This window comes from Aestuariivirga litoralis, assembly GCF_003234965.1.
Taxonomy (GTDB): domain Bacteria; phylum Pseudomonadota; class Alphaproteobacteria; order Rhizobiales; family Aestuariivirgaceae; genus Aestuariivirga; species Aestuariivirga litoralis.
On record NZ_QKVK01000003.1, the window covers coordinates 103,499 to 117,115 of the forward strand.

Here is a 13,617-nt window from a genome sequence, read left to right on the forward strand (position 1 = left end):
GGAGCGCCTCATGACCAGCATCTTCATCGATGGCGAGGCCGGCACCACCGGGCTCCAGATCCGCGAGCGGTTGCAGAACCGTTCCGACGTGACGCTCGTCTCGATCGACCCGGATCGCCGCAAGGACGCGGACGCACGGCGCGAGCTGCTGAATTCCGTCGACGTCGCGATCCTGTGCCTGCCCGACGATGCGGCGAAGGAAGCGGTGGCGATGATCGATCCTGCGTCGAAGACCCGCGTCATCGATGCCTCCACCGCCTTCCGCGTGGCCGAGGGCTGGGCCTATGGCATGGCGGAGATCTCCGCACTCCACCGCCAGCAGATTGCATCGGCGAGCCGCGTCGCCAATCCCGGCTGCTATCCGCAGGGGCTGATCGCGCTCGTCCGCCCGCTCGTCAATGCCGGCATCATGTCCACCGACTATCCCGTCACCTACAATGCCGTGTCGGGCTATTCGGGCGGCGGCAAGAAGATGATCGAGGACTACGAGGCGAAGGGCACGGCGGCCATTCCCTATCACCCCTACGGCCTCGGCTTCGCCCACAAGCACCTGCCCGAAATGCAGGTCTATGCCGAGCTCGCCCATGCGCCGATCTTCCAGCCGGCGGTGGGCAACTACGCGCAGGGCATGATGGGCTGCGTGCCGCTCTTCGCAGAACTCCTGAGGAAGAAGGCGAAGGGCCAGGACATCCGCGACTGCCTGTCGCTGGCCTATGCCAACCAGCCCTTCATCGAGGTGGCGCCTTACGAGCCGATCGAGCGCGCCCCGCACATCAACCCGGAAGCGCTGAACAACACCAACCGCATGCGCCTCCACGTCTTTGCCAATGATGCGCGCGGGCACGTGCTGCTGATGGCCATCTACGACAATCTCGGCAAGGGCGCCTCCGGTGCTGCCGTGCAGAATCTCAACATCATGATCGGCGCGGAGGAAACCCTCGGCACCGATCTCCCGCAAGCTGCCTGAGGACCACAAGAGATGCAGAAGTTCGAAACGCTCACCGGTGTCGCCGCTCCGCTGAACATCGTCAACATCGACACCGACATGATCATCCCGAAGCAGTTCCTGAAGACGATCAAGCGCACGGGTCTTGGCAAGTCGCTGTTCTTCGAGATGCGCTATACGCAGGACGGCAAGGAAATCGCCGACTTCGTGCTCAACCAGCCGGCCTATCGCAAGGCCGAGATCCTGGTGGCGGGCGACAATTTCGGCTGCGGCTCCTCGCGCGAGCATGCGCCCTGGGCGCTGCTCGACTTCGGCATCCGCTGCGTGATCTCCACGAGCTTCGCCGACATCTTCTACAACAACTGCTTCAAGAACGGCATCCTGCCGATCAAGGTCTCGCCTGAAGACTTGAAGAAGCTGATGGACGATGCCGAGCGCGGCGCCAACGCCACCATGACCATCGACTTGCCCAACCAGGAGATCCGCGGCCCCGACGGCGGCACCATCAAGTTCGACCTCGACCCCTTCCGCAAGCACTGCCTGCTGAACGGCCTCGACGACATCGGCTTGAGCCTCGAGAAGGTCTCCTCGATCGACAGCTTCGAGAAGAAGCAGGCGGCAAGCCAGCCCTGGCTTTGATCCCGTGAGCGTAGCGGGAAGAGGCAACAGAAGATGCCGTCATCCCGGCGAAGGCCGGGATCCCGCTTCCTTCACCCTGCATGCGGACGCAAAGCGGGACCCCGGCCTTCGCCGGGGTGACGCCATGATGGGGTGGATGATGCTCACTCCCATTCGTTCCGCCTAAGTGGACTCGATCCTCAACACCGTCCTGCCGGTCTTCGGCATGATCGTGCTGGGCTACGGCTTCACCAAGGCCAAGGTATTCGACGCCGCGGCAGGCCGGGGCCTCTCACTCTTCGTCTTCAACCTCGCCATCCCGGCGCTGCTGTTCAAGACCGTGGCCACCATGGGCGCCCAGCAGGGAGCACCCTGGGAGCTCTGGATCGCCTTCTTCGGCGGCCTCGGCATCACCTGGGTGGCGGCCGCCCTGGTTTCGCGCGTGGTGCCGTCGCTCGACGTCTCGGGCGGTGCTGCCGCCTCAATGGCGGCGGGCTTCGGCAACCTGGCACTGCTCGGCACGCCGCTGGCGCTGTCCCATTTCGGCCAGCAGGTGGCGATCCCGCTGGGCATGATCCTGTCGATCCATGCGCCCATCCTGTGGTTCACCGCCATGCTGCACCGGGCGCTGTTCCAGACCACCGGCGGTTTCTCCATCGGCAGGACGGCCTGGGACCTGTTCCGCAACCTCGCCACCAATGCGATCGTGCTGGGCCTGCTGGCCGGCACGCTGTGGCGGCTCACCGGCTGGGGGCTCCACCCCGTCTTCGGCACCATGCTCGACATGCTGGCAGATGCCTCCGTTCCCACCGCGCTCTTTGCGCTGGGCGTTTCGCTGGCTGGTTATTCGCTCCGGGGCTCGTGGAGCGGCATGTTCAGCCTGATCGGGCTCAAGATGGTGCTGATGCCCTTCCTCGTCTTCCTCCTGGTGCACTACGTGGTCTCGATCCCGCCGCTCTGGGGCCATGTGGCGATCCTTTTCGCCGCCATGCCGACGGGGGCCAATGCCTTCCTGTTCTCGCAGCGGAACAACGAGGCGGTGGCGGCGGTTTCCGGCGCCATCGCGCTGGGGACGGCCCTGGCGGCCCTCTCGGCCTCGATCCTGCTCTATCTCATGGATGCCGGGGTGATTTAGGCCCGAATGGCTTGATTTTACGGGTGAACAGGTCCATTTTCCGCGCGAATTTCAGAACCCCCCTCCAAGGAGCCACATGGCAAAGGAAGAACTGCTCGAATTCGAAGGTACCGTGACCGAACTTCTGCCCAACGCAACCTTCCGCGTGAAGCTCGACAACAATCACGAGATCATCGCCCACACCGCCGGCAAGATGCGCAAGAACCGCATCCGCGTCCTGGCGGGCGACCGCGTGATGGTCGAGATGACGCCCTATGACCTGACGAAGGGCCGCATCAATTACCGCTTCAAGTAAAGCCAAGGGCGCGCATGCCCCCGTCAAGCTGGTGCTGGCCAGTGCCTCGCCGCGCCGGCTGCAACTGCTCGAGCGCGTCGGGCTGACGCCCGACCTCCTCAACCCGTCCGACGTCGACGAGATCCCGCACAAGCGCGAGACGCCACGCGCCCTCTCCATCCGCCTCGCGAAGGAGAAGGCAAGCCGCGCGCTGGAAATGCCGCTGGTGAAGGAACTCGGGCCGAACACCTTCGTGCTGGCGGCGGACACCGTGGTCGGCCTCGGCCGCCGCATCCTGCCCAAGGCCGAGACCATCGACGATGCGCTCGACTGTCTGTCGCTGCTCTCGGGCCGTTCGCACTGGGTCTATTCCACCGTCTGTCTCGTCGCGCCCGGCAAGAAGCTTTCGACCCGCTGCGTCGAGACCAAGGTGCGCTTCAAGCGCCTGTCGCGCGAGGACGTCGACAGCTACATCGCCTCCAACGAATGGCGGGGCAAGGCGGGTGGCTATGCCATCCAGGGCCGGGCCGAGGCCTTCGTGCGGCTTCTCACCGGTTCCTATTCCGGCGTGATCGGACTGCCGCTCTTCGAGACGGTCAGCCTTCTCGAAGGGGCCGGCTACCCGGTGTTCCACAGCTGGATGACGGCGCCGCAATCCGAGGTCTGAGATGACCGAGCCCGTCCGGCTCCGTCCCCGCCGCCCCTGCCCGATCTGCAACAAGGCCTCGCAGCAGAAATATCATCCCTTCTGTTCCGCTCGCTGCGCGCAGGTGGACCTGAACCGCTGGCTCGGCGGCAACTACGCCATCCCGGCGCAGGACGACGAGCCCGGCGAAGACGACAGCGGCAGCGCCTGAGAACCGGCGTCCGGCGCAACCGGAGTTCCATCGACCTTCGCCGCATGCAGCCTTAGCGTGGCGCTCCTTCACAGAGGAGATTCGCCATGCTTTTCCGTTCCGTCCTTTCCGCCGCAGCCTTTCTGGCCCTTGCTGCCCCGGCCCTTGCCGATGACGCCCCGAACATGGTGGGCAAGTGGGTGGGCATGGTGGACAGCGCCGTGATGGTCGGCAACACGCCGGACCGCAATGCCGAACCGGGCAAGAAGATCACCTTCGCCACCGAGACCCTGCAATTCACCTTCGACATCAAGGAGCAGGTGGGCGCGCGCTTCGGCGGCGAGATGGTGGCGCCGAAGCGCAGCGAGACGCTGATCGGCCACCTCTACCCCGACAACAAGTCGGGCATGATGCTGGATGACGACGGCCAGTACTTCTTCAACCTCAGCGACGCCAACACCATGCAGCTGTGCTACGACCACTCGAAGCCGGACAGCAAGGTGATCGCCTGCTGGACCGCCAAGCGCGCGCAGTAACTATTCCGCCGGGTGAGGGGCCGCCACCTGCGGCGCCCCGCCCGGCTTCGGCCGCCAGCCCATGACGGCATAGACGCAGGGCACGACGAACAGCGTGAGCAGCGTGCCGAGGCTCATGCCGCCGACGATCACCCAGCCGATCTGCTGGCGGCTTTCGGCTCCGGCCCCCGTGGCCAGCGCCAGCGGGATGGCACCGAGGATCATCGCCGCCGTGGTCATCAGGATCGGCCGCAGCCGCAGCCGTGCCGCCTCGAGGATGGCCTGTCGCCGCTCCATGCCGTCGAGTTGCAGCTTGTTGGCGAAATCGACGATCAGGATGCCGTGCTTGGTGATGAGGCCGATGAGCGTCACCAGCCCGATCTGCGAATAGACGTTCAGCGTGCCGCCGGTGAGCCACAGAGCTCCGAGTGCGCCGGTCATCGAGAGCGGCACCGACACCATGATCATCAGCGGATCGCGGAAGCTCTCGAACTGGGCCGACAGCACGAGATAGATGAAGGCCAGCGCCATGACGAAGACCAGCGCCAGGTTGGAGCTTGCATCGCGGAACTCGCGCGCCTGGCCGGTGAGGTCGGTCAGCGTGCCCTGCGGCAGCACCTCGGCCGCCGCCTGGTCCACCGCCGCGATCGCCTCGCCCAGCGTATAGCCGGGCGCCAGATTGGCCTGGATGGTGATGGCGCGCAGCTGGTTGAAGCGGCGCAGGTCACGCGGTGCCACGCCCACTTTCGCCGTCACGATGTTGGAGAGCTGCACCATCTCGCCGTTCTTGCCGCGCACGAAGATGTTGGCCAGAGTCTCGGGGCTGGTGCGCTCCGAGGCAGGCAGCGCCACCGTCACGTCATATTGCTGCGAGCCGATCTGGAAGGTGGTCACGTTGCGCCCGCCCAGCAGCGTTTCCAGCGTGCGCCCGATCACCGAGATATCGAGCCCCAGGTCAGCCACGCGGGCGCGGTCGATCTCGATCTCGACCTCGGGCTTGTTGAGGCGCATGTCGGTATCGAGGTCGGTGAGGCCGGGATTGTCCTTCAGCCTCTCGACCAGCTTCTGCGCCAGCGCATTCAGCTCCTCGTAGGACGCAGACGACTGGATGACGAACTGGAACGGCTTGCCGAAGCCCCGCACGCCGAGGGACGCAGGATTGGTGGCGAAGGCCTGCACGCCGGCGATCTTCCTCAGCCTGGGCGACAGCTGCTGCACCACCTGCTGCTGCGAGACATCGCGTTCCGCCCAGTCCCTGAGCCGTGCGAAGGACAGGAACTGGGTGACGTCGCCGGGCCCCACGATCATCAGGTAGGACTGCAGCTCCGGCACCTGGGCGAGGAGTTCTTCCGCCTGCGAGGCATAGCGCTGGGTATAGCCGAAGCTCGCCCCTTCCGGCGCGCTGGCATTGATGATGATGGTGCCGCGGTCCTCGGTGGGCGACAGCTCGGACTTCATCTGCGTGAACAGCCAGCCTCCGGAAAGCCCCACGCCGAGCGCCAGCAGCAGCACCAGCCAGCGCAGCGTGAGCGCGGCCGAAAGCATGGCCCGATAGCCCCGCTCCAGCCCGTCGAGCATGCCCTCGATGAGGCGCGCGAAGATGTTGCGCCGCTCGGAATGCTTCAGCAGCTTCGAGCACATCATCGGCGTCAGCGTGAGGGCCACGAAGCCGGAGACGATGACGGCGCCGGCGAGCGTCACCGCGAATTCCATGAACAGCCGTCCGGTGCGCCCGGGCGTGAAGGCGATGGGGGCATAGACCGCGGCGAGCGTCAGCGTCATGGCGATGACGGCGAAGCCGATCTCGCGCGCGCCCCTGATCGCCGCGTCAAAGGGCTTCATGCCCTCCTCGATGTGGCGGTAGATGTTCTCTAGCACCACGATGGCGTCATCGACGACGAGGCCGATGGCCAGCACCATGGCGAGCAGCGTCAGCGTGTTCACGGTGAGCCCGGTCGCATACATGATGGCGAAGGTGGCGATCAGCGACACCGGGATGGTGACGACGGGGATCACCGCCGCGCGGAAGGAATGCAGGAACAGCAGGATGATGAGCAGCACGAGGCCGATGGCCTCGAGGATGGTCTTGAACACATTGTCGATGGAGCGGTCGATGAACACCGTGGAATCGAAGCCTACGGTGATCGAGGTGCCCTTCGGCAATTCGCCGTTGAGGCGCGGCAGCAGGGCCTTCACCTCGCTGGCCACGTCGAGCGGGTTGGCCACCGCGGTCTTGACGATGCCGATCGAGATCGCCGTCACGCCGTTGTAGCGGCTCTCGCGCCGCACATCCGCCGTGCCGAGCTCGACGCGGGCCACGTCGCGCAGCCTGACCTGCAGGCCACCCCCTTCCTTCAGCACGATGTCGGAGAATTCCTCCGCCGTGCCCAGCGCCGTCTTGGACAGCACGGTGAACTCGCGGTCGAGGCTTTCGATGCGGCCGGCCGGAATGTCGGCATTCTGGTTGCGGATGGCGGTCTCGACGTCCTGCACGGTGAGGCCCTGGCCGGCAAGCCGCGCGGCGTCGATCCACACCCGCATGGCATAGGTGCGCTCGCCGTTGACCTGCACATCGGCCACGCCATCGAGATTCTTGAAGCGGTTGACCACGAAACGGTCGACATAGTCGGTGAGTGCCGCCGCATCCATTGTGTCGGACTGCGTGACGAGGAACATGATGGGCTGGGCATCCGCCTCGACCTTGGAGATGGTCGGCTCGGTGATCTCGTCCGGCAGCTGGCGGCGCACCCGGCTGACCCGGTCACGCACGTCCGAGGTCGCCGCATCGATGGCGACGGTGGAGCGGAAGCGGATGGTGATGCGGCTCTGCTCTGCGCGCGAGGTCGACTCGATGGTGTCGATGCCCTCGATGCCGGCGAGCGAGCCCTCCAGCACCTGCGTGACCTGCGATTCGATGATTTCGGCCGAGGCGCCGGGGTAGTTGGTCTGCACCGAGACCTGCGGCTCGTCGATGTTGGGATATTCGCGGATCGTCAGCCGCGAGAACGACATCAGCCCCGCCAGCACGAGGACGAGGCTCAGCACCGTGGCGAAGACCGGGCGCCGGATGCAGAGTTCGGTGAATCCCATGGCGGCCTACTCCGCGGCGGCGGCAGTCGACACCACCTCCACCTTGGCGCCATTGGAAAGCTGCGCATTGCCCGCCGTCACCACCGTGTCGCCCGCGGCAATGCCGTCGAGCACCTCGACCTTGCCCTCGACACGCTTGCCGAGGCGGACTTTCACCTCCGTCACCTTGTCGCCGGACAGGGTATAGACCATGGCACCCTTGGCTCGCTGCACCACCGCGGATTCAGGCACCATCACGGCCTCGCGCTCCGGGCCTTTCACCGCAACCCGCACCAGCAGGCCGGGCCGCAGCCTACCTGCTGCATTGTCGGCATCGGCCCGCACCTGCAGGGCGCGGCCATTGACGTCGATCACCGGGTTCAGCGCGTCGATGGTGGCGGTGAAGGTCTCGCCCGGCACCGCGTCGGCGGTGAAGGTCACCGTCGCCGCATCCATCACCGCCTGCTGCTGCAGCTCCGGCACGGCAAAGCTCACCTGCAGGCGGTCGGTCTTGTCGAGCTTCACCAGCGCCGTTCCCGCCGTCACATAGGCACCCTCGGACACGTTGCGGAAGCCGAGCGTGCCGGAAAAGGGCGCAGCGATGGTCAGCTTGTCGAGCCGTACCCGGGCGGCCTCCACCGCGGCGCGGGCCACGTCGCGTCCCGACAGCGCCTCGTCATAGGCGCTCTGCGCCACGTTGCCGGACTGGCGGAGCTTCTGGTTGCGCGCGAAGCTGGCCTCGGCAAGCTTCAGCCGCGCCTCGGCTTCCGCAAGGTCGGATTTCGCAAGATCGGAATCGAACTGGAACAGCGGCGTGCCCTTCTCGACCTTGGCGCCATCGGCGAACAGCACGCGTGACACGCGGCCACTGGTCTCCGGCGCGATCTCGACACTCTCGTCGGACAGGAGCGTGCCAAGTGCCGAGACGTCATCACTCAAACGTGAAGTTGCCGCACGCGCCGTTTCAACCGCGGCGGGGCCCCGGTTGGCCCGTCCGCCACCCTGGCGTTGTGGCGCCTCGCCGCCGGCGGCCACCGTCTTGGTGCTCCCGAAGCCCGTGAGCGCCGCGAGGTCGATTTCATAGTGCCGCACGCCGAATGCCGCCCCGGCGAGAATCGCGATGCCGACCAGCAGGTAAATCAGGCTTCTCATCAGCAAAACACCTCTCACGGGGCGCGACCCTAGGCCGAAACCCCGGACTCTTCCATACGCCGCATTGCTTGCCGCCGGATCGATGACGGATGACGGGGGGAGATCCGTTGCTGCCGCCGGATCTTTCTGGCTCTGGCCTTGCAGGGCCGCCCGCGATATGTGCTGGCCACGACATCAATTCAAGAATGGAGTGCGCCCCGATGAAGACCCGTGCCGCCGTTGCCTTCCAGGCTGGAAAGCCGCTCGAGATCGTGGAACTTGACCTCGAGGGGCCGAAGGCCGGTGAGGTGCTGGTCGAGATCAAGGCCACCGGCGTGTGCCACACCGACGAGTTCACCCTCTCCGGTGCCGACCCCGAGGGCCTGTTCCCGGCGATTCTCGGCCACGAGGGTGCGGGCATCGTGCGCGAGGTGGGTGCGGGTGTGACCACGCTGAAGCCCGGCGACCACGTGATCCCGCTCTATACGCCCGAGTGCCGCCAGTGCCCGTCGTGCCTGTCGCGCAAGACCAACCTGTGCACCGCGATCCGCGCCACCCAGGGCCAGGGCGTGATGCCGGACGGCACCTCGCGCTTTTCCTACAAGGGCCAGAAGGTGCACCACTACATGGGTTGCTCCACCTTCTCGAACTTCACCGTGCTGCCGGAGATCGCGCTGGCCAAGGTCAATGACCAGGCGCCCTTCGACAAGATCTGCTACATCGGCTGCGGCGTCACCACCGGCGTGGGCGCCGTGCTCAACACTGCGAATGTCGAGACCGGTGCGACAGCGATCGTCTTCGGACTGGGCGGCATCGGCCTCAATGTCATCCAGGGCCTGAAGATGGCGGGCGCCGACATGATCATCGGCGTCGACATCAACAATGACAAGAAGGCCTGGGGCGAGCGCTTCGGCATGACGCATTTCGTCAACCCGACCGAGGTCCAGGGGGATCTCGTGGCGCATCTCGTCAACATGACGAAGCGCGGTGCCGACCAGATCGGCGGTGCCGACTACACCTTCGACTGCACCGGCAACGTCAAGGTCATGCGCATCGCGCTCGAGGCCTGCCACCGCGGCTGGGGCCAGTCGATCATCATCGGCGTCGCGGGTGCCGGACAGGAGATCAACACGCGCCCGTTCCAGCTGGTGACGGGCCGTGTCTGGAAGGGCACCGCCTTCGGCGGCGCGCGCGGCCGCACGGACGTTCCGAAGATCGTCGACTGGTACATGTCGGGCAAGATCGAGATCGACCCGATGATCACCCACACCATGCCGCTGGAGGACATCAACAAGGCCTTCGACCTGATGCATGAGGGCAAGTCCATCCGCTCCGTCATCCTGTTCTGACCATGACGATCGAAGCGAAGTCGCTGTGGAGGAGCCATGGCGGCATGCAGGGCGTCTACACCCACGTCTCGGAGGCCTGCGCCTGTCCGATGACCTTCGCGGTCTACGTGCCGCCCCATGCGCAAGGCCAGAAGCTGCCGGTACTGTGGTATCTTTCGGGCCTCACCTGCACCCACGCCAATGTCATGGAGAAGGGTGAATACCGTCAGGCTGCTGCAGAGCATGGCGTCATCATCGTCTGCCCGGACACCAGCCCACGCGGCGAGGGAGTTGCGGATGTGCCCGACGACTGGAAGCTGGGTTGCGGGGCCGGCTTCTATGTCGATGCCACGCAGGAGCCGTGGTCGCAGCACTACCGGATGTACTCCTATGTGACCGACGAACTGCCCGCCGTCATCGCTGCCAGCTTCCCGATGGCGGACATGAGCCGGCAGGGCGTTTTCGGTCATTCCATGGGCGGCCACGGCGCCCTCGTGGCGGCGCTCAGGAACCCTGGCCGCTACCGGTCGTGCTCGGCCTTTGCCCCCATCGTCCACCCGGCCACAGCCGACTGGTCACGCCCCGCGCTCGGCGCCTATCTGGGCCCTGACGAGGCGGCGTGGCGGACCTGGGATGCAGTGGCGCTGATCGAGGACGGCGCCCGGCTCCCGGAACTGCTGGTCGACCAGGGCAGCGCCGATGGCTTCCTGCAGGACGGGCTGCGCCCCTGGCTGCTGGCAGAGGCCTGCAAGGCGGCGTCGATTGCGCTGACGCTGCGCATGCAGGAGGGCTACGACCACTCCTATTATTTCATTTCGAGCTTCATGGCGGAGCACATCGCCTGGCACGCGGAGCGATTCCGGCGCTGAGTCGCCTCAAGCGAACCAAAAAGTTCCGTTACTGCGGCGTTGCGACGCAGTGCAGTGGGTGGAGCCGGAAGCCATTATGCAACTGATCGTTGAAAGAATTTTTTATTTTATAACAGTGCGTTAGATAGCAATTAGCGCAAAATTGTGCATTCCTTTGCGAGATTGCTTTTGAGTCCAGTTTATAAGAAATTATGGATCCAGTTGTTCGGTTAACGATTTTGTCAATTTGAAACGTTTAAGTTGTGCGATATTTTGGCGAAGTAAACCATTTCGGGTTGAAACGCATGCGACCGACCTTATCCGATGTTGCCAAGCTCGCCGGAGTGTCCGTAGCCACCGCCTCGCGGGCCCTCTCCAATCCTGACCTCGTTGCCGACGGCACACGGCGTGCCGTGAGGGATGCCGCCGCCTCCTGCGGCTACAAGATCAATCTGGTAGCCCGTTCGCTCCGCATCCAGCGCACCGATACGCTGCTCGTGCTCACCCCCTGCATCGACAACGCCTTCTACCCCGGCCTCGTGCGCAGCATCGAGGATACGGCGCTGGCCATGGGCTATGCCATCATCGTGGGCTTCACCCGCAAGTCGGAGAAGTACCGCGAGGCCTATGGCGAGTTGCTCAGCGCCGGCCGGGTGGACGGCATGGTGGTGGTGGATGGTGGCTCCGGGGTGGAGCGCTTCACCGGCCCGCAGCCGGACCTGCCGGTGGTGCAGGTGTTCGACCGGATCTATGACGCCCCGGTCCCCGTGGTGCGGGTGGATGATCATCACGTCGCCGACCTTGCGGTGCACCAGCTGGCCTCCATGGGCCACCGCCGCATTGCCCATATCTCCGGTGACGTGGGACAGCACTCGGCGCGGGAGCGCCGCGACGGATACCGCGCCGCCATGGCCAAGCTCGGCCTGCCGGTGGAAGACCATCTGGTCAGGAACGGCACGGGCCACCGCGATGGCGGGGCGGAGGCGATGCGGCAGCTGCTCGACATGGCCCAGCCGCCCACCGCGGTGTTCTGCGCCAATGACACCATGGCCTGCGCCGCCATGGACGTGTGCCGCGACCGTGGCATCCACGTGCCGGGCGACATTTCCTTCATCGGCGCCGACGGGACGCCCGATGGCCAGCATGCCTACCCATCGCTCACCACGGTCGACGTGCCGCGTGCCGAGGCGGGCACCCGCGCCGTGGAGAAGCTGGTGGGCCTGATCCGCGGCCAGGCCGTGGCGCCCGACACCGTGCTGCCGGTGGAACTGAAGCTGCGCGGCAGCTGCGCCCCCACGCGCACCGCCGTCGCCGCCTGAGGTGCCTCAGCGCTCGTAGAACTGCGCCACCAGCCGGTTCAGCAAACGCACTCCCCAGCCAGAGCCCCAGCTCTGGCTGATGGCGTTGCGCGGGGCATCCATGGCGGTTCCCGCCACGTCGAGGTGCACCCAGGGCACATTGTTGACGAAACGCTGCAGGAACTGCGCCGCCGTGATGGCACCGGCATGGCGGCCGCCGGTGTTCTTCACATCGGCCACGTCATGGTCGATGATCTTGTCGTACTCGGGCGCCAGCGGCATGCGCCACACCTTCTCGCCCGTCGCATAACCCACTTCCGACAGGCGCTGCGCCAGCTCGTCGTTGTTGGAGAACAGGCCCGCATGCTCCTTGCCCAGCGCCACCAGGATGGCGCCGGTCAGCGTCGCGAGGTCGATCATGAAGCGCGGCTTGAAGCGGTCCTGGATGTACCAGAGCACGTCGGCGAGCACGAGGCGGCCTTCGGCGTCGGTGTTGAGCACCGCGATGGTCTGGCCCGACATGGAGGTGACGACGTCGCCCGGACGCTGCGCCTTGCCGTCCGGCATGTTTTCCACGAGGCCGATGGCGCCCACCACGTTGACCTTGGCCTTGCGCTTTGCCAGCGCCATCATCAGGCCGGCGACGCAGGCAGCGCCCCCCATGTCGCCCTTCATGTCCTCCATGCCCGCGGCAGGCTTGATGGAGATGCCGCCGGTGTCGAAGGTCACGCCCTTGCCGATGAAGGCGAGCGGGGCCTCACTGGCCTTGCCGCCCTTCCACTCCATCACCACCATGCGCGCCTCATGGGCGGAGCCCTGGGCGACGCCGAGCAGGGCGTTCATGCCCAGCTTCTTCATCTGCGCCGGGGTGAGCACCGAGATCTTGAGGCCGAGCTTGGCCAGCGGCCGCATCCGCTCGGCGAATTCCACCGGATGGAGATGGTTGGGTGGCTCGTTGACCAGGTCGCGGGCGAAGTGCACGCCGTCCGCCACCGCTTCGAATGCCACGAAGCGCTGCCGGGCGCCCTTCGCGTCGGGCGTGAGTACAGTCACCTGCTTCAACTCTCGCGTGTCAGGCTTCTTCGACTTGTAGCGAGTGAAGCTGTAGACCCGCAGCCGGATGCCGGAGGCGATGAGGGCAGCCGTTTCACCCACCGTAAGCCCCGCCGCAGCCACATCCGCCGCGAGGGCCACCGAGTCGGTCCTGAGGGCCTGCGACACCCCGGCCACGGCGCCCCCCAGCATTTCGAGGTCGAGCGGCCGCAGCGCTGCAGGCTGGCCGAGGCCAAACAGCACGGTCCGGCTGAACTGTCCGCCAGGCGCCACCACGTCGAGGGTGGTGTCGCCGCGGCCGGTGAAGCCCGCCGCCGTCATGGCACGGCGAATCTGCCCGCCGGTGCGGCGGTCGGCTTCCGCCGCCAGGCCCGTCAGGGACTGGCCCTCGGGCACGAGAAGGATGACCACGCCGGACTTCGGCAGGCTGGCCGGGGAGAAGCTGACTTTCATGCAATCGCCTTCACGGTGAGAAAAGGCGAAGCTAGCGCGTTTTCAACGGCTTGGGAATGATTTCGCGGCCCCCATCATTGACTGGTTGTTAACCATGTGCCGGTACAGTCCGG

The 13,617-nt window shown here is 65.9% G+C and carries 13 protein-coding genes; 10 read left to right on the top strand and 3 right to left on the bottom strand.

The features are described from left to right. Positions 1-10: 10 nt before the first annotated feature. From argC to DK847_RS07785, 7 genes are all read left to right on the top strand, one after another. On the top strand, positions 11-967 hold the full coding sequence (gene argC / locus DK847_RS07755) for an N-acetyl-gamma-glutamyl-phosphate reductase (protein WP_111197500.1): 957 nt from the start codon (positions 11-13) through the stop codon (positions 965-967). Positions 968-979: 12 nt separating this feature from the next. Further along, complete coding sequence (gene leuD, locus DK847_RS07760; RefSeq protein ID WP_111197501.1) at positions 980-1,585, top strand: 3-isopropylmalate dehydratase small subunit; 606 nt, start codon at positions 980-982, stop codon at positions 1,583-1,585. A gap of 166 nt (positions 1,586-1,751) precedes the next feature. Then, positions 1,752-2,699, top strand: a complete 948-nt coding sequence (locus DK847_RS07765; protein WP_111197502.1) for an AEC family transporter — start codon at positions 1,752-1,754, stop codon at positions 2,697-2,699. A gap of 76 nt (positions 2,700-2,775) precedes the next feature. Then, positions 2,776-2,994 (top strand): translation initiation factor IF-1, encoded by a 219-nt coding sequence (gene infA, locus DK847_RS07770; RefSeq protein WP_111197504.1) that lies wholly within the window; start codon positions 2,776-2,778, stop codon positions 2,992-2,994. Positions 2,995-3,025: 31 nt separating this feature from the next. Then, a complete protein-coding gene (locus tag DK847_RS07775) occupies positions 3,026-3,640 on the top strand; it encodes a Maf family nucleotide pyrophosphatase (protein ID WP_245414552.1) in 615 nt (204 codons plus the stop codon). A 1-nt stretch (position 3,641) separates the two neighbouring features. Next, positions 3,642-3,830 carry a DNA gyrase inhibitor YacG gene (gene yacG / locus DK847_RS07780; RefSeq protein ID WP_111197508.1) on the top strand — a complete coding sequence of 63 codons (189 nt, stop codon included), beginning with the start codon at positions 3,642-3,644 and terminating at the stop codon, positions 3,828-3,830. A gap of 86 nt (positions 3,831-3,916) precedes the next feature. Then, entirely contained in the window at positions 3,917-4,345 is a 429-nt protein-coding gene (locus tag DK847_RS07785; protein WP_111197510.1) for a hypothetical protein, read from the top strand. Here the strand turns inward: DK847_RS07785 and DK847_RS07790 are convergent, their stop codons facing one another. Together DK847_RS07790 and DK847_RS07795 are read right to left on the bottom strand one after the other, a co-directional pair. Beyond that, positions 4,346-7,414, bottom strand: a complete 3,069-nt coding sequence (locus DK847_RS07790; RefSeq protein WP_111197511.1) for an efflux RND transporter permease subunit — start codon at positions 7,412-7,414, stop codon at positions 4,346-4,348. 6 nt (positions 7,415-7,420) lie between these two features. Further along, a complete protein-coding gene (locus tag DK847_RS07795) occupies positions 7,421-8,545 on the bottom strand; it encodes an efflux RND transporter periplasmic adaptor subunit (RefSeq protein WP_111197513.1) in 1,125 nt (374 codons plus the stop codon). Positions 8,546-8,745: 200 nt separating this feature from the next. Here DK847_RS07795 and DK847_RS07800 point away from each other — a divergent pair, with 200 nt between their 5' ends. From DK847_RS07800 to DK847_RS07810, 3 genes are all read left to right on the top strand, one after another. After that, positions 8,746-9,873, top strand: a complete 1,128-nt coding sequence (locus DK847_RS07800; protein WP_111197515.1) for an S-(hydroxymethyl)glutathione dehydrogenase/class III alcohol dehydrogenase — start codon at positions 8,746-8,748, stop codon at positions 9,871-9,873. A 2-nt stretch (positions 9,874-9,875) separates the two neighbouring features. After that, on the top strand, positions 9,876-10,721 hold the full coding sequence (fghA, locus tag DK847_RS07805) for an S-formylglutathione hydrolase (RefSeq protein WP_111197516.1): 846 nt from the start codon (positions 9,876-9,878) through the stop codon (positions 10,719-10,721). A 284-nt stretch (positions 10,722-11,005) separates the two neighbouring features. Continuing rightward, the gene (locus DK847_RS07810; protein ID WP_111197518.1) at positions 11,006-12,019 is read left to right on the top strand and encodes a LacI family DNA-binding transcriptional regulator; all 1,014 of its coding nucleotides are present in this window, start codon (positions 11,006-11,008) and stop codon (positions 12,017-12,019) included. 6 nt (positions 12,020-12,025) lie between these two features. Here the strand turns inward: DK847_RS07810 and DK847_RS07815 are convergent, their stop codons facing one another. Further along, positions 12,026-13,504: a leucyl aminopeptidase gene (locus tag DK847_RS07815; RefSeq protein ID WP_111197520.1), complete on the bottom strand. Its 1,479-nt coding sequence runs from the start codon at positions 13,502-13,504 to the stop codon at positions 12,026-12,028. Between the last annotated feature and the right edge of the window lie 113 nt (positions 13,505-13,617).